The following is a 15,521-nucleotide window of genomic DNA, read 5'->3' as shown; positions in this document are numbered from 1 at the left end:
GACAATGGATGAAAGTGCCCTTCTTCTCTCTATGGCCGATCGCATGCTTTGGATTGCAGCGCTCGTAGCGGCTCCGATCCTGCTGGCGAGCCTCGCCATCGGCCTCGTGATCGGCCTCGTTCAGGCTGCGACCTCGGTCAACGAACAGACGCTGACCTTCGTCCCCAAGCTGGGTGCGGTGGCCTTCGTGCTCGTCATCCTGGGCGCTTCGATGATGGCGCTGGTGGGCGATTTCACGCAGGATATCTTCGCCGAAATCGCGCGGATGGGCGGCTGAGACCAGACGCGTGATCGGGCTCGACTTCGGACTTGGTGCTCTCGAGCAGGACATGTGGCGGGTTGTCTTCCTGATGACGCGCCTCGGTGCCGCCCTGCTTGCCGCGCCCTTTTTCGGAGCGTCCGCCGTACCCGTGGCAGTGCGCGTCGCGATGACGGGGGCGCTTGCCATCTTCGTGTCGATCTGGATGCCGAACGTGCAGACGCCCGAAGCGCTGATCAGCGCCGAAGGCATGCTCGCGATCGCGGGCGAAGTGATCGTGGGCCTTGCCCTCGGTTTCATCCTCCAGCTCGCTTTCGCCGCGCCGACCGTGGCCGCCGAACTCATCAGCGGGGGCATGGGGATGAGCATGGCGATGACGACCGATCCGAGCTCGGGCGGGTCGACCACGGCCTTCGGCCAGTATTTCATCATCGTGCTGACGCTCATCTTCCTTGCAACGGGTGCGCACCTGCACTGGATCGCCCTTGTAACCGAAAGTTATAACGCTTTTCCGCCCGGTCAGACCTGGCTCGGTCCCGAACGCTTCGCCGCCATCGCCGGTTTCGCCAGTTTCATGTTCGAGACCGCGCTTCGGATCGCGCTGCCCGTCACGCTGATCCTGTTACTGGTGCAGGTCCTCACCGGCATTCTGAGCCGCTCCGCTCCTTCGCTTAACCTGTTCGCGCTGGGTCTGCCTGCAGGCGTTCTGGCCGGAATGGCGGCGCTGATCATTTCCGCGCCGCTGATCTACGATCAGTTCACCGGCCTCGTTGCCGACGGGCTCGATCAGACCGAAAGTATCTTGGCACCATGAGCGAGCAGCCCGCAGGCGAAAAGACTTTCGCACCGACAGAAAAGCGGCTGACCGATGCCGCCAAGAAGGGCGACGTCCTGCGCTCCAAGGATGCGGGCACGGCAGCGGTGATGATCTTGGGCGGAGCCTGGCTGGCATTCGCCGGACCATGGCTACTGGGCGACCTGCAGGGCCTGGCGCGCGAGGCGTTCCAGTTCGACGTGCGCGACCTGCGCGATTTCGGACCCGAGACGCTGCTGATGGAAGGCCTTCTGCTGACGGTCCCCGCCATCCTGACGCTGGCCGTGCCGGTCATCATCGTTACGCTGATTTCCCAGCTCGCTTTCGGACGAGGCCGTTTCGTGACCGACAATCTCAAGGCCAAGGGCAATCGCATCAATCCGTTGAACGGGCTGAAGCGCATGTTCGGCCCCCAGGGCGCGATCGAGATGGGCAAGGGCCTGCTCAAGATCGTTCTTCTGGGCGCGATCGCCGTGTGGTGGTGGTATTCCAGCATGGAGACGCTGATCGGATTGGGGCGGGGCAATCTGTCCGCCCAGCTATCGGCCGCCTGGGACGCGATCGTCTCGCTGATCTTCGCGCTGTCGGGTGGGCTGGTCATCATCGCGCTGGTCGATCTGCCGATTCAGTGGGTGCGCCAGCAGGGCCGCCTCAAGATGACGCATCAGGAAATGCGCGACGAAAACAAGGAAAGCGAAGGCTCGCCCGAAATGAAGGCCGCGCGCCGCCAGCGCCAGCGCGATATCGCCACCGGCTCCGTCGCGGGCGCCATGCGCGATGCCCAGTTCGTCATCACCAACCCGACCCATTTCGCGGTCGCGCTGACCTACGATCCCATGAAGGCGTCCGCACCCATCGTCCTTGCCAAGGGACGCGGCGACAAGGCGATGGCGATGAAGGAACTGGCGCGCGAGATGGAATTGCCGACGCTGGAATATCCGCAGCTGGCGCGTTCCGTCTATTACACCACGCGCGAACGCCAGGTGATCTGCGAGGATCTCTATGGCGCGATCGCTTCTGTCCTCGCCTATGTCATGAGCCTCAAGCGCGGCGAGACGCCGCTGATGCCTGAAATCGACGTGCCCGAAGCGCTGCGCTTCGATACAGAAGGGCGGGTATCGGTGGCTCAGGCGGTTAATCCTGAAGCGGCAGCGCCGTTATAGAACCTATGAATGTCTCCGCCTCAAACATCGCCAATTCGCTGGGCATAGGCAGCGGTATCGACATGACCGGGCTCGCCTCGCAATTGGCGGAGGCGCAGTTTGCCGGACGCAATGCGCGGCTGACGCAGAAATCGGAAACGCTGGAACGCCAGATCTCGCTTGCGGGATCGATCCGAAGCTCCCTGAGCCAGTTTGCCAGCGCGCTGGGCGATCGACTGCGGACCGGCGATCTGGCGCCCACGCCGAGCATTACGAATTCCGCCGTCGCGAAGGTCTCGGCACCCGTCGGCGGGCAGGGCAAGGGCATTTACTCGCTCGAAGTCACCCAGATCGCCAAGACCCAGACCATGACCACCCCCAGCTATGCCAGCGCGACGGCGAGCGTGGGTGCGGGCACGATGACGATCCGCTTCGGCGCGACCACCAATGCCGGCTTTACCGAGGATACGGCGCGCACGCCGCTGGAACTCACCTTCGCGCCCGGCGCGACCCTGTCCGAAGTGGCGGGGGCCATCAATTCGCAGAATGCCGGGCTTTCGGCCTATGTCGCCCAGACCGATGCGGGCGCGCAGCTCGTCATCAAGGGGGCGGAAGGGGAAAAGAACGGCTTCGTGATCGATGTCGCGGAGGATGCCGCAGAGCCCGGCCTTTCCGCGCTTGCCTGGCGTCCGGGGGACGATCCCGCGCGATTGGTGCAGGCCTCGGCCGATGCGAAATACACGCTCGACGGCGTTGCGCGCAGCAGCGCCAGCAACACGATCGCCAGCGCTGCGCCGGGCCTGTCGCTGGAACTGACGGCCACCAATATTGGCGCGCCCACGACGATATCGTTTTCCAATTCCAAATCCGCGCTGACCAGCGTGATGCAGGACATCACCGGCGCGTTGAATGAAATCGTGGGCAGCTTGCGCGAAGCGGTCGATCCCAAGAGCGGCGACCTGGCCCGCGACACAGGCGCGCGCGGGCTCAGCCGGACCCTGTCGGGTCTCGGTACGATCGAGATCATGCCCAATGCGCCTGCCGGATCGCCGCGCACGCTGGCCGAACTGGGCCTGTCGATCGGTCGGGACGGCAGCTTCACGCTCGATACCAAGCGTCTGACGGAAACGATCGAACGCGATGCCGCCGGCGTCTCGGCCATGTTCACCACCGGGATCAACGGCGTCTTTTCGACCATCGACCGGATCGCCCGCGCGAATACGACATCGACCAATCCCGGCTCGCTGGGCGGCTCGATCGCGCGCTACCAGTCGCAAGCGAAGACCGTGGATCGCGATCTCGAAAAGCTTACCGAACAAATGGAGACGCTGCGCAGCACCATGGTCGCCCGCTTCGCCAAGGTCGACAGCAAGGTCGCCGCATCGCAATCCACACTGTCGTTCCTGCAATCGCAGATCGACGTCTGGAATTCGCAGAAGAACTGATATGCTGGCCCGCACCAAACCCCGTGACGCCTATCGCGAAGCCGATTTCGACGCGCGCCTGATGGGCAGCTCGCGCGAGAACCTGGTCCTGTTCTGCATCGAGGATTTCATTCAGACGCTGGGGGCCCTGGAATTTGCCGAAATGCGCGGAGATCGTGCCGCGCGCAGCCGGTCGCTGACTCGCGCGATCACGGCGCTGACCGCGCTCGAGCTGGGTATCGATCGCAACGCTGCGATGGCCGATAGCCTGCTGCATTTCTACGGCGCGGCCAAATTCCTGTTGCTCGATTCGATCCGCACAGTCGATCTGCAGCGCATCGCCGAACTCAAGCAGGATTTCCGCGATATCGCCACTGCGTTCGCGGCTTGAACGCGGGCCGGGAGACCTCTCGTCCCAGCCGATTGCGGCCCTTCGGTCGAGCTTTTGCTTGAAAATTCATCAAAAAAAGGAAATTGAGCCTCGTGCGCTGCGTGGCGCAAAGGCGCGTTCGCATGCCAACTGCGCTGCCGGACGGCAGGCGAAGGAGGGGAGGCGAGCATGCTCAAGATATTCGTCATCGATGGCGATTCCGCCCGGCGCACGCAGATCGGACGCGCTCTGGCCGAGCACGATGCCCATGCCGAACCGTTCGAGTCGCTTGCGGAATTCGAAGCCTATACGCCCGATGACGGGCTCATCCTCGTCCATGACCGGGACAATTCGGTCCCGATGGTGATGGAGCATGTCGATCGCACCTCCTGCCTTCCGGCCATCGCGTATTCGGAGAGGCCCGGTCGGCTGAAAATAGTGCGGGCGATGCAGGCGGGGGCCGCGTCCTATCTTTCGCTCCCTCTGGCGGCTGAAGACGTGCTCAGCGAATATCGTGCAATTGCTCCGGATTTGCCCGCCAGGATCGAAAAGCGCCGGCGCGCCGCGCTGGCACGCGCGCAGATCGAACGGTTGAGCCGGCGCGAACACGAAATCCTTGCCTGCATGCTCGATCACGGCACCAGCAAAGCGATCGCGCGCCACCTCGATATCAGTCCTCGCACGGTGGAGGCGCATCGCGCCAATCTCATGGCGCGGCTGGACGTGACGAGCACCAGCGAGGCGATCCGCATCGCCGTCGAAGGCGACGCCTTGGATTTGCTTACTTCCTCCCGGCCCGAAGGAACCGGACAGCCTATTGCGAGATAGGACGTCAGTCCTCGCTATCGCCCGCGATCTTCAAGCGCAGTTTGTCGAGCGCGGAGGATTTCAGCTGGTGCACGCGCGGCACGCTGATGTCGAGAATCGCGGCGATTTCGGTAAGGTTCAATTCCTCGACAAAGTGCAGCTTGATGACCAGTTGCAGGCGCTCGGGTAGGGCGGCGATCGCGTGGATCAGTTCCTCGCGGTCCTCGTCCTGCAACAGATTGGCTTCGGCGTCGGGCTCGTCGCTGCTGAACGCGGCATCGCTGTCGGAATACATGTCATCGATGGAGTGGGTCGATGTCGAAAGCTGCAGTCGCGCCTCGTGCAATTCATCGAGCGAGAGGCCGAGAGCGCGCGCCAGTTCCCTGGGTGAAGGCTCGCGCTTCAATTCGGATCGCAATTCGTCCGCCATGCGCTCGATACGGCGGCCAAGCGCCGCGGCTCCGCGCGCCAGATTCGACTGGCTGCGCAACAGATCGATCATGGCGCCGCGCACGCGCATCTTGGCGTAGGCGGCAAATCCGTCGTCATTGGGCCGGTCGTGCCGCTGGGCGCATTCCGTCAGCGCGATCAGGCCCGCCTGCTGCAAGTCGTCGACGTCGAGCGATCCGCCGCAACTGCTTTCGTAATACCAGGCCAGCTTGCGGACCATCGGCATGAACTGCGCGATCCGCGCCGTCGCATCGGTGCCGTAAGCCCGCTTCGCGGTGGTCTGCGCGGTGAAGGAGGAATGGTCGTGCTTCATGCCGCGAGTGTCTCCATTTCGGGGCTGTAGGCCGTGGGGTCGGTGCCGGGTTGGTCAGCCGGGATTTCGGGGCTTTCGCCGCCGATGACCGCGATCACCTCGATCGGCTGGGCCGAGGGAAGTTCGTTGATCGAGAGCACCAGCACGCCCGGCGCGCGTAGCTTCAGCAGGCTCGTCAGAGCGCGGCGGGCGCGCGGCTGGACGATCAGGGCGGGCCGCGTGTCGTCGGGATGGCGCTGCTGAAGGATGGCGCCGATCCGCTCGCCGATGGATCGGGCGAGGTCGGGTTCGATGATGATCTCTCCGCTTGCAGGATCCTGCATTCCGCTGACCACCATCTCCTCGAGCTGGGCGGCGAGGGTGATGACGGGCAGTTTCGCGTCGGGCGGACACACGTCGCCGACCAGCATCGAGCCGAGATCGGACCGGATGAGGTCGATCAGGCGGTCGTGCTCCGCCGTCTGCTGGGCGGCCTGCGACAGGCTGGAGAAGATGCGCAGCGCATGGCGCAGGGATATTCCGTCGAGCAACAGCGATTTCAGCACGCGGGTGAGGGCGGCGAGCGACAGCGGCTGCGGCGTCACGGTCTCTATCAGCTGGCCATGGCGATCGCGCAGGAAATCGACCAGATCGCGGACCTGATCCGGACCAAGCAGGTCGTGTGCGCGGCCGGCCAGCAACTGGCTGAGCTGCGTGGCGATGACGCTTTCGGCATCGACCACCAGATAGCCTTCCGCCACGGCGAGATCGCGAGAGCCCGCTTCGATCCACAGCGCCGGGCATCCGAAGCTGGGATCGACGGTCGCTTCCCCCGGAACGGCGTGGCTGTGCATGACGTCGCCGGTGTCGATGGCGAGCATCCGGTTGGCACGCAATTTCCCGTTGCCGATCGGCGTCCCGCCGAGCGTGATGCGATAGGCTTCGGGATCGACGTCGAAACTGTCCTCGATCCGGAAGGGCGGAACGACGAAGCCGAAATTCTGGCACATCTGTTTGCGCAGGCCGGTGAGCCGCGCGATCAGCGGGGCGCCATGCTTTTCGTCCGTGAGATGGATCAGGCCATAGCCGAGCTGGATCGTCACCAGCGTCTGGTCGGTCACTTCGTCGATCGTGATCTTCGAAGGATCGGGTGCGGCGACCGGCTCGACATAGGCTTCCTGGATCGCTTTGCGGTTCTTCAGGCCGCGCCAGAGCAGGAAGGCCCCGCCTGACAGGGGCAGAAAGATCATCTGCGGCATGGCCGGGATGCAGCCTATGGCGAACAGGATGCAAGCGACCGGCAGCCAGATCTTGGGGTCGGCGAACTGGCCGCCGATCTGTCCGGTAAGGTCGCGCGTGTCGGAAACGCGAGTCACGATCACGGCGGCGGCGATCGAGAGGAGGAGAGCCGGGACCGAGGCGACCAGCGCATCGCCGACGGCCAGCGTCACGTAGAGCGCGCCCGCTTCGCCCGCGGACAGGCCGTGGCTGGTCATGCCGAGCACCAGCCCTGCGATGACGTTGATAAGCAGGATCAACAGGGCTGCGACCGCATCGCCCTTCACGAACTTGCTGGCACCGTCCATCGAACCGTAGAAATCGGCCTCTGTCGCGACTTCGCGCCGACGGGCCTTGGCCTCTTCGGCGGTCATCAGCCCTGCGGCCAGATCGCTGTCGATCGCCATCTGCTTGCCGGGGAGGGCATCGAGCGTGAAGCGCGCCGACACTTCCGACACGCGGCCCGCGCCCTTCGTGACGACCATCAGATTGATGATCATCAGGATCAGGAAGACGAAGATGCCCACGGCGAAATTGCCGCCGATCAGAAATTCGCCGAATGCCTCGATCACCTTGCCCGCCGCCGCGCCGCCTTCATGCCCATTCAGGAGCACGATGCGGGTCGAGGCGACGTTGAGCGCGAGCCTCAGCAGCGTCGCGAACAGCAGCACCGATGGGAAGGAGGAGAAATCGAGCGGCTTCTGCGCATTCATCGCCGCCATCAGGACGGAGACCGACAGCGCGATGTTGAGTACGAAGAAGAGGTCGAGCAGGATCGCCGGGATCGGCATCACCATCAACAGGATGATGGTGAGGATCCCGATCGGCAGCGCGAGCGCCGGGCTGAAGGCGGTGCGCAATGTCATAATCCGAAGGCCTTGAATTTACCGTAGGCCGCGGCGACTTTTTCGGTCGCGCGGTTGGAGATGGGATCGCTGCCGGCGAAGGTGGCGCGCAGCGTATCCGCCATGGAGGCGCGCTGGACTGGGCCGGACGGAGCCGGTGCGGGCGCCTTGCCGCCATTGGCGAAGGCTGCGCTGTGCGCGGTATAGCTGGCAGGCGGCACGAACCCTGCAAATTGCGGCTGACTGGCGGAGAAGGTCTGCGGGAAGCCCTCCTGCCCGTAAGCGGCGGCGACCTTGTCGCGCATCACCTGCATGACTTCGCCGACCGAGCGCGGGGCACCGCCCGAATAGAAGATCGACCGATTGGCGCTTGCCGCCTGCGGCATCAGCGCGGCGGCGGACTGGTTCGGATTGCTGTCGAGGGCGCCGAGGAAGCGCTGCGCGCCGCCAAGGCCGAGGAAATGGGCAAGGTAGAGTTCGGGCGGCTGCGGCTCGCGCCCCAGATGCGCGCGCAGGCCGTTGGCGTTGTCGCGCGTCAGCTCCGCCGCCATGAGCGATGCGGTGTCGGCATCGTAGCGAAGCGAGAGCAGGTGCGATCGCGTGGCGGGATCGGCGACGCGGCCGCCGGGACCGATCGCATCGTCCGCCCAGGCCATGCCATGCTTCGCGCCATGCCGGTCGAGCGTGCTAAGCCAGGTGGAATCGATGAATTGGTAGAGGCCCGACGCGCTGGAGGTGCGCGCCTTGGCGGACGGATCGAGCCCCGATTCCAGGCGCGCCTGCGCCACCAGATAGTCGAAATCGACTCCGGTGCGCTGCGACGCCCGCGAGATCGCGGACTGGACGCTGCTGGTCTGAACTGGACTGATAGTTGGCACAGGGCCTCCCGGTTTGGTTGCCGGGACATGTCAGCAAAAGACGTGCCAAATCGCCTGATGGGCGGAAGGGATCAGGCGTGGGCCGCCAGATAGGCGGTGCGCGGCGCCGCGGCATAGGCCTGGCCCGAACCGGTGAGCGCGCTGAGGCGGCTCTGCACGTTCGTCGCGATCAGATTGCGCAGGCGACGGTTGATCTCGTTGAGGCGCTTGACCGCGTCGAGCAGGCCAAGGCATTCCTCGTCCAAGTCGCCGCGTTCCACCGCTTCCAGCTTTTCGCAGATTTGCAGCTTGCCGGACGTGCAGTTCGAAATCCGGTCGAGATCCATGGCGGCAAGCGCCTGCCGTTCGCCTTCGAGAAGGGCAATCATTTGCCGCAGCGTGGCAATCACTTCCTTGGTGCGGCTCATCGTGCGATCTTTCCGTAAAGTTCGGCCGCGATCAGCGCATCGGCGATCTCGGCGGGAACGAGAGGGTAGCTATCGGTTTCGAGCGCCTTGCGGATTTCCTTTACGCGATCCTGATCGATCGGCGCGGAAGGTCCGGCATTCGAAACCGAGGTCGAGATCGGGGCCTGGGCCCCACGGGTGTCGCTGGCCGCATTCTGAGTAGAGGCGGCGCGGGCAGCGGGAGTCACGTTCGCGTTGGTACGCGCTATAACTCCCGAAAGGTCCACTGATCCGATACGCATGGTAACGCTCCGCTGTCTGTTCGATCAGTAGAACGGCACCGCCGAACCGATTTTAACGGCCCGGCAATCTTTTTTGCCGCTACGGCAATTCCATGCCGACCTGACCCGGCCGCAAGACCTGCGCGCGCAGGGTCGCCTTCTTGTCGCCGACCGGGCGGATCTTGATCCAATCGCCCTGTGCGCCGGACTCCAAAGCTTCGCCCTGGCGGGTCAGAGTAAAGCCGCTGCCGCGTGCGAGGATCGTCACGCCTTCGCCGCGATTGACCAGCGTCTGCCCCGAAGCGGATCGTGCTTGGCCATTGCCGTAGCCGTTGCCGTAGACGGGGGCCGACGACGCCCCATCGACGGCGACGTATATCTTCCAGCCGCGCTGCGGGCAGACCACCTGGACCGAGCGTTGATCGCGCCCGAACCAGCTGAGATCGAGCGGACCGTCGCAGGGATCGAGACGCAGGCGGCGATCGACCGGCAGCTTGGCGCCGCCCGGCTGGCCCTGGGCCGCGCCGGTGAAATCCGCCACCGCGCGGTCGATGATCGAAAGATCCATCGGGGTGGCAGCAAACGCAGGCGCGGCGAAAATGGCAGCGCCGATGGCGGCATGCCGGAAACGGGAATGGAGAAGGCGCATGTCTGATCCTTTGCGTGAAAGGGATATGCGCGGATTACAGCAAGAGACGTGCCAGCTTCGATCGAATTCGGTCAGGGCGCGCCTTCATAGCCTATGACGACCAGGCTTTCGGCTTCTCGCGCAGGTTCGACGACCAGACGGGCACGTGCGCCCGCAGCGTCCAGCGCCGTCATCAGCGTTTCCGCCCGGTCGAGCGCGGCGGCGCGTCCGTCTGCAGGAAAGCGCACAATCGCAGTCACGCTCTGGCGGTCGTCGGTATGGGTTTCGGCCAGCCATGCAGCAAGGTCGAGCCCGGTGCCGGGACGGAATACCGCAGTGCCCGATCCTTCGACGGCGTGCGGCACGAGCGGTTTGGTCTCGCTCTTCGCAACCGAGGGGGCAGGGGGCGCGCTTGGGCGTTCCGCATCGGCGATGCTTGCCTGCGCGGTCACCAGAAACAGGATCAACGCCAGATCGGCGGTGATCGTCTGCCAGCCCGATCCCAGACGCGCGATCATGCGGCCTTCGCCTCGCTGCCCTTGCCCGGTTTGGTATCGCTTTTCTTGTCCAGAGAGGCGGCGCCCCTGTCGATGCGGCGCACGCCCTTTTCGAGCCAGTCGAGCACGGCATCGCGGTCGCGCTCTTCAGCCCGGGCGCGCCGCTGGACGGCGTTTGAAAGGGGGGCGAACAGGAAATTGGCAGCAAGAAGGCCATAAAGCGTCGTCACGACCGCCATGGCGATGGAATCGACCAGGCCGCTCGCCGGTGCTCCGGCGACCGCTTCGGTCACGACCGCGCCGCCGCGCGCCGATCCGAGCGCGATCAGGGTACCTGCAAGACCCATGACCGGCGCGAGTTCCGCAGCGCAGTCGAGGAAGCGGGTCGCGCGGTTGGCCACGTCGGCACGGCGGAGGCGATATTTGGTATGTTCCCCGTGGAGCGATTCCGCCGAACGCTGGCTGATCATGATTTCGGCAAGCCGGTCGAATTCCGTGTCACCGAACTGATGGGCCTCGGCCCGAAGGAATCCGTCGGTGGCGATATCGTTGAGCTGCTTGGCGACTTCGGCCTTGGCCTTGACGGGATCGAAGGCGGGCTGCGTCAGGCTGCGCAGGGTGGCGAGCGCGAAACGCGCATCGACGAGCCCACAGCGCAGCACGGCCGCGGCCAGCGTACCCAGAAAAACGATAGCGATCGCGATGGGATCGAACCAGTGTTGCATGACGGGCGATCTCCCTGCCCCCTGAACGTACGCGATTGGACGTACGCGACAAAATCTCGGGAGGAAGAACGGCCCGGAAAACGGGCGATTTACCCCGTGGCCGACATTTGCCGCCTTCCGGCAAACCCTTGCCGTTTCTCCTTGCCGAATGCCGCTTTCACTGCCCGTGGCAGGGTTTGGCACGCCTGTTGCTTACCCCTTTCGCGTAATCAATCGCGCCTGGCTCGTTCGGGCATCATTCGGGAGGCACATATGAGCGAAGGACTGTTCGGTATCCACGGCGCTGCCCTGGAAATCCGGTCGCAGCGCATGAGCGTGCTGGGCTCCAACATCGCGAACGCGGCGACGCCGGGCTACAAAGCGCGCGACGTCGATTTCGGCAGCGCGCTTCAGGCGCGTCTCGGCGGCGTGGAAGCGGAGCGCGCCAGTGAAGGCGCGGTCAAGTACCGCATCCCCACCATGGCGAGCCTCGATGGCAATACCGTCGAAATGGCGACCGAGCAGACCGCCTTTGCGGAAAACGCCGTCGCCTACACCGCCACGCTCAACTTCCTGCGTGGACGGGTCGAAACCGTCACGCGCGCGATCAGGGGAGAATAAGAGATGGCCGGTCCAACCTCCTTCTTCGACATGGGCCACCGCGCCATGTCCGCGCAGCTCGTCCGTATGAACACGGCGGCCTCCAACCTCGCCAACGCCGGCTCGGTCGCGGGCAGCGAGGCGGAAGCCTATCGCCCCATGCGCACCGTCTTCGCCGAAGAATTGAACAACGCCACCGGCATGTCGTCGGTTCGCGTGGGCGGCGTGGTGCGCGAAGATGTCGCGCCGATCCGCCGCCACGATCCCGGCCATCCCCTGGCCGACGAGAACGGCGACGTCTGGGAAGCCCCGGTCGATGAGAACGCCGAAATGGTCGAGATGCTCGAAGCCTCGCGCCAATACTCCAACATGGTCGAGGCTCTCTCGACCGCCAAGCAGCTGATGCTTGAAACGATGAGGATGAAGTGATGGTTGCCATCTCCAACAACCCCGCAATCTCCAATGCGGCATCCAGCACGCTGGGTCAGACGCAGGGCCGCGGCATGGACGCGCTCGGCCAGGGCGATTTCCTCAAGCTGCTGACCGTGCAGATGCAGCAGCAGGATCCGTTCGAACCGGTCGATAACAAGGACATGCTGGCGCAGATGGCGCAGTTTTCCGCGCTCGCCGGGTCGGCCGAAACCAACGAAATGCTCGAGCGGATCGCGGACAAGCTCGACCAGCTGATCGTCACCACCGAATCCGCTCAATCCGCTTCCGGCCTCTGAGCCCCCTTTTTCCGACAGGAGTAATTCGATGTCCTTTTATACCTCGCTGAACGGCCTCAAGAACGCGCAGACCTCGCTCGGCACGCTGGCGCACAACATCGCCAACTCGGAAACCTACGGCTTCAAGCGCAGCCGGACCGAGTTTTCCGAAATCGTCGCGGGCACCTCGCTCAGCAATCCCAAGATGATCCAGGGGATCGGGGCTTCGGTGAAGTCGATCACGCAGAACTTCGCGCTCGGCCCGGTGGAACAGACCGGTTCCGCGCTCGACCTGGCGATCACCGGCGACGGTTTCTTCACCACCCGCTCTCCCATCGACGATACGACGCAATATACCCGAGCGGGATCGTTCTCGCTCAACGGCGAAGGCGAAATTGTGGATTCCTCCAACAACAGGCTGCAATTGTTCGCGCTGGACGGAAATGGCGATCCCGATATCAACACGCTGCAGGACGCGGTCCTGCCGGCTCAGAACGCGGACGGTTCCGATTTCGTTGGGGTCACGGTGAATGAAGTCGGGATCGTCTCGGCGTCTTATGCGGACGGCACGTCCGAACCCGTGGGCGCGATCGCTCTCGGCAGCTTCATCGCACCGACCGGCCTCAAGAAGGTGGGCGATGCCAATTGGGAAGCCACCGGCCTTTCGGGCGGGGCGGTTTACGGCACGGGCGGATCGGGTGCGTTCGGCAAGATCGCATCGGGCGCGCTGGAGCGTTCGAACGTGGATATCGCGGAAGAACTCGTCGGGCTGATCACCGCCCAGCGCAACTTCCAGGCCAATGCCAAGGCGATCGATACCGCCACCCAGATCTCGCAGACCGTCATCAACCTGCGGACCTGATCCTTCGCGGGAGCCCGGCTGACCGGGCTCCCGCAATCGGAGATTATCAATGGATCGCCTGATCTACACCGCCTTGTCCGGCATGAAAGCGTCGATGGATCGCCAGCGCGTGGTCGCCAGCAATATGGCGAACGCCAACACGTTGGGCTTCCGCGCCGAATTGCTCGATCAGCGCCCCGTCACCTTGCAGGGCATGCCCAACGAAGCGCGCGCCATGCAGACCGCAGCCGTGCGCGGGGCGGACATGGCACAGGGCGAATTCATAGAAACGGGCAAGTCGCTCGATATCGCGATCGCCAACGAAGCCTTAATGGCGGTGCAGGCCGAAGACGGCACCGAAGCCTATACCCGCCGCGGCGATCTCTCGGTTTCGGCCACCGGCCTGCTGGTCAATGGGGACGGGCGCACGGTCATGGGCGAGACCGGGCCGATCACGATCCCTCCGGGCGCCAATCCTGAGATTTCGCCCGATGGCACGATCACGGTCGCCAATCTGGCCGCGCCCGATGCGCCGCCCGCCGAAGTGGGCCGGATCAAGCTCGCCACCTGGCAGGGCTCGCCGATCGCGAAGGGGCTGGACGGCCTGTTTCGAGTGGAAGGCGGCGGCATCCTGCCGACCGACCAGGAAGCCACGGTCCAGGTCGGCGCCCTCGAACAATCCAATGTCAAATCGACCGAGGTCCTGGTCGACATGATCGATGCGCAGCGCCTGTTCGCAATGCGCAGCAAGCTCCTCTCCACCGCCAAGGATCTCGACCAGAGCGGCGCGCAACTGATGCGCCTCGGTTAATCGACCCCGGACATTTCGAAAAGGGATTAGACAATGCCCACATCAGCACTGCAAGTCGCCCGCACCGGCCTCGAAGCGCAGGATTCGCGCATGCGCGTCATCGCCAACAATCTGGCGAACGTCGGCACTACCGGTTTCAAGCGCGACCGCGCGAATTTCGCCACGCTCGCCTATCAGGACGCACGCGTCGCGGGCCAGCGCAGCTCGGGTGAGACGGCCTATGCCACCGGCCTCAATCTGGGCACCGGCGTGGCGGTCCAGTCGACCAGCCAGATCATGACGCAGGGCACGCTCAACACCACCAGCAACGCCTTCGACCTGGCGCTGGACGGTGACGGGTATTTCCAGATTGAGATGCCGGGTGGGCGCACCGCCTATACCCGCGCGGGCGATTTCACCCTTTCGGCGGAAGGCCAGCTGGTCACCCAGCAGGGCTATGCCGTGCAGCCCGCGATCACCGTGCCCGAAGGATCGACCGCAATCTCGGTTTCGCCGGACGGGATCGTCTCCGCCACGCTGGCGGGCGAGGGCGAGCCGGTGGAACTGGGCCAGATCCAGGTCGCGCGCTTCACCAATCCGGCGGGGCTCCAGGCGATCGGCGACAACTTCCTGGTCGAGACCGGTGCCAGCGGCGCTGCCGAACTCGGCCCGGGCGGCGAAGCCGGGCGCGGCAATATCCGCCAGGGCATGCTCGAAGGTTCGAACGTCAACATCGTCGAGGAACTCGTCGAGATGATCGAATGCCAGCGCGCCTACGAAATCAGCTCCAAGATGGTCTCCGCCGTCGACGAGATGCTGCGCAACGCCAACCAGACCCTGTGAGGACCGAACGCATGAACGCTCCCGTCAAAACCTGTGTCCTCGCCCTGCCGCTGGCGCTGATGTGCGCCGCCTGTGGCGGTGCCGGTACGCGCCCGGTCGGTTTCGAGGCGGCCCTGCCGCCGCCGCCCGCGCCGCCTTCCTATGTCGCATCGGGCGACGGGGCGATCTACAATGCGAGCGCGGGCTACGCGCCGCTCTATTACGGCAATCGCGCATCGCGCGTCGGCGATCTGATCACCGTGGTTCTCGTCGAACGCACTCAGACCAGCAAATCCACCAGCGGCAGCACGCAGCGCGGCGGCAGCGCCAGCCTGGACCTGCCCGCCTTCGTGCCCATCGACCCCGCCGATCTTAATGCGGGTGCCAATGCGTCGTTCAATGGATCGGGCGATGCATCGCAGGCCAGCTCCATCCGGGCGGACCTGACCGTCACTATCGCCGAGGTCCGGCCCAACGGCACGGCCCTGGTCCGCGGGGAAAAGCTGATGAAACTGAGCCAGGGAGACGAATGGGTGCAATTGTCCGGCATCGTCCGCTTGGCCGATATCGACCAGGATAATCGCATCCCCTCGATCCGCGTGGCCGATGCCCGCATCTCCTATTCGGGCGCAGGCGCGATCCAGCGCTCGGGCCGTCCGGGCTGGCTGTCGCGCTTCTTCTCCGTCGTGACCCCATTCTGAGGAGC

General features: G+C 64.6%; 21 protein-coding genes. 13 read left to right on the top strand and 8 right to left on the bottom strand.

Going from position 1 to position 15,521, the window contains the following annotated elements:
• Positions 1-4: 4 nt before the first annotated feature.
• From J7347_RS08220 to J7347_RS08195, 6 genes are all read left to right on the top strand, one after another.
• The gene (locus tag J7347_RS08220; protein WP_067682916.1) at positions 5-277 is read left to right on the top strand and encodes a flagellar biosynthetic protein FliQ; all 273 of its coding nucleotides are present in this window, start codon (positions 5-7) and stop codon (positions 275-277) included.
• 10 nt (positions 278-287) lie between these two features.
• A complete protein-coding gene (fliR, locus tag J7347_RS08215) occupies positions 288-1,073 on the top strand; it encodes a flagellar biosynthetic protein FliR (protein WP_067682918.1) in 786 nt (261 codons plus the stop codon).
• On the top strand, positions 1,070-2,236 hold the full coding sequence (locus tag J7347_RS08210; RefSeq protein ID WP_209161608.1) for an EscU/YscU/HrcU family type III secretion system export apparatus switch protein: 1,167 nt from the start codon (positions 1,070-1,072) through the stop codon (positions 2,234-2,236). The genes fliR and J7347_RS08210 overlap by 4 nt, the downstream gene beginning before the upstream one ends.
• 62 nt (positions 2,237-2,298) lie before the next feature.
• Positions 2,299-3,660 (top strand): flagellar filament capping protein FliD, encoded by a 1,362-nt coding sequence (gene fliD / locus J7347_RS08205; RefSeq protein ID WP_245173907.1) that lies wholly within the window; start codon positions 2,299-2,301, stop codon positions 3,658-3,660.
• Position 3,661: 1 nt separating this feature from the next.
• Positions 3,662-4,030: a flagellar protein FliS gene (locus tag J7347_RS08200; protein ID WP_209161606.1), complete on the top strand. Its 369-nt coding sequence runs from the start codon at positions 3,662-3,664 to the stop codon at positions 4,028-4,030.
• Positions 4,031-4,198: 168 nt separating this feature from the next.
• Complete coding sequence (locus J7347_RS08195; RefSeq protein WP_209161605.1) at positions 4,199-4,837, top strand: LuxR C-terminal-related transcriptional regulator; 639 nt, start codon at positions 4,199-4,201, stop codon at positions 4,835-4,837.
• A 4-nt stretch (positions 4,838-4,841) separates the two neighbouring features.
• On the opposite strand, the gene J7347_RS08190 is transcribed toward J7347_RS08195, so the two are convergent.
• The 8 genes from J7347_RS08190 to J7347_RS08155 all read right to left on the bottom strand — a co-directional run bounded on the left by J7347_RS08190 (position 4,842) and on the right by J7347_RS08155 (position 11,076).
• Positions 4,842-5,579, bottom strand: a complete 738-nt coding sequence (locus tag J7347_RS08190; protein WP_209161604.1) for a sigma-70 family RNA polymerase sigma factor — start codon at positions 5,577-5,579, stop codon at positions 4,842-4,844.
• The gene (locus tag J7347_RS08185; protein ID WP_209161603.1) at positions 5,576-7,702 is read right to left on the bottom strand and encodes a flagellar biosynthesis protein FlhA; all 2,127 of its coding nucleotides are present in this window, start codon (positions 7,700-7,702) and stop codon (positions 5,576-5,578) included. Before J7347_RS08185 ends, J7347_RS08190 begins: the two co-directional genes overlap by 4 nt.
• Entirely contained in the window at positions 7,699-8,559 is an 861-nt protein-coding gene (locus J7347_RS08180) for a transglycosylase SLT domain-containing protein (RefSeq protein ID WP_348521588.1), read from the bottom strand. Before J7347_RS08180 ends, J7347_RS08185 begins: the two co-directional genes overlap by 4 nt.
• A gap of 71 nt (positions 8,560-8,630) precedes the next feature.
• Positions 8,631-8,966: a hypothetical protein gene (locus tag J7347_RS08175; RefSeq protein ID WP_245173905.1), complete on the bottom strand. Its 336-nt coding sequence runs from the start codon at positions 8,964-8,966 to the stop codon at positions 8,631-8,633.
• On the bottom strand, positions 8,963-9,247 hold the full coding sequence (locus J7347_RS08170) for a flagellar biosynthesis anti-sigma factor FlgM (RefSeq protein ID WP_209161602.1): 285 nt from the start codon (positions 9,245-9,247) through the stop codon (positions 8,963-8,965). Before J7347_RS08170 ends, J7347_RS08175 begins: the two co-directional genes overlap by 4 nt.
• Positions 9,248-9,326: 79 nt before the next feature.
• Positions 9,327-9,875: a flagella basal body P-ring formation protein FlgA gene (locus J7347_RS08165; protein ID WP_067682939.1), complete on the bottom strand. Its 549-nt coding sequence runs from the start codon at positions 9,873-9,875 to the stop codon at positions 9,327-9,329.
• 71 nt (positions 9,876-9,946) lie between these two features.
• Positions 9,947-10,372, bottom strand: coding sequence for a hypothetical protein (locus J7347_RS08160; protein ID WP_209161601.1), 426 nt, complete (start codon positions 10,370-10,372; stop codon positions 9,947-9,949).
• Positions 10,369-11,076 carry a MotA/TolQ/ExbB proton channel family protein gene (locus tag J7347_RS08155; protein ID WP_067682943.1) on the bottom strand — a complete coding sequence of 236 codons (708 nt, stop codon included), beginning with the start codon at positions 11,074-11,076 and terminating at the stop codon, positions 10,369-10,371. Before J7347_RS08155 ends, J7347_RS08160 begins: the two co-directional genes overlap by 4 nt.
• A 252-nt stretch (positions 11,077-11,328) precedes the next feature.
• Between J7347_RS08155 and flgB the strand changes: the two genes are divergently transcribed.
• Genes flgB through J7347_RS08120 form a run of 7 tightly spaced genes read left to right on the top strand, consistent with a single transcriptional unit; the run spans position 11,329 to position 15,516 of the window.
• On the top strand, positions 11,329-11,676 hold the full coding sequence (gene flgB, locus J7347_RS08150) for a flagellar basal body rod protein FlgB (RefSeq protein WP_067682945.1): 348 nt from the start codon (positions 11,329-11,331) through the stop codon (positions 11,674-11,676).
• 3 nt (positions 11,677-11,679) lie between these two features.
• Positions 11,680-12,084: a flagellar basal body rod protein FlgC gene (gene flgC / locus J7347_RS08145; protein WP_067682947.1), complete on the top strand. Its 405-nt coding sequence runs from the start codon at positions 11,680-11,682 to the stop codon at positions 12,082-12,084.
• Positions 12,084-12,383 carry a flagellar hook capping FlgD N-terminal domain-containing protein gene (locus J7347_RS08140; protein WP_209161735.1) on the top strand — a complete coding sequence of 100 codons (300 nt, stop codon included), beginning with the start codon at positions 12,084-12,086 and terminating at the stop codon, positions 12,381-12,383. The genes flgC and J7347_RS08140 overlap by 1 nt, the downstream gene beginning before the upstream one ends.
• Before the next feature lie 28 nt (positions 12,384-12,411).
• Complete coding sequence (locus J7347_RS08135; RefSeq protein ID WP_067682164.1) at positions 12,412-13,224, top strand: flagellar hook basal-body protein; 813 nt, start codon at positions 12,412-12,414, stop codon at positions 13,222-13,224.
• Between the two features lie 49 nt (positions 13,225-13,273).
• On the top strand, positions 13,274-14,014 hold the full coding sequence (gene flgF, locus J7347_RS08130) for a flagellar basal body rod protein FlgF (RefSeq protein WP_209161600.1): 741 nt from the start codon (positions 13,274-13,276) through the stop codon (positions 14,012-14,014).
• A 33-nt stretch (positions 14,015-14,047) separates the two neighbouring features.
• Entirely contained in the window at positions 14,048-14,836 is a 789-nt protein-coding gene (gene flgG, locus J7347_RS08125; protein ID WP_067682169.1) for a flagellar basal-body rod protein FlgG, read from the top strand.
• An 11-nt stretch (positions 14,837-14,847) separates the two neighbouring features.
• Positions 14,848-15,516 carry a flagellar basal body L-ring protein FlgH gene (locus tag J7347_RS08120; protein ID WP_209161599.1) on the top strand — a complete coding sequence of 223 codons (669 nt, stop codon included), beginning with the start codon at positions 14,848-14,850 and terminating at the stop codon, positions 15,514-15,516.
• The last annotated feature ends 5 nt before the right edge of the window (positions 15,517-15,521 follow it).

The sequence above is a fragment of the Erythrobacter sp. A6_0 genome (genome assembly GCF_017744235.1).
Taxonomy (GTDB): Bacteria; Pseudomonadota; Alphaproteobacteria; order Sphingomonadales; family Sphingomonadaceae; genus Qipengyuania.
This window is presented reverse-complemented; position numbering and strand designations above follow the sequence as displayed.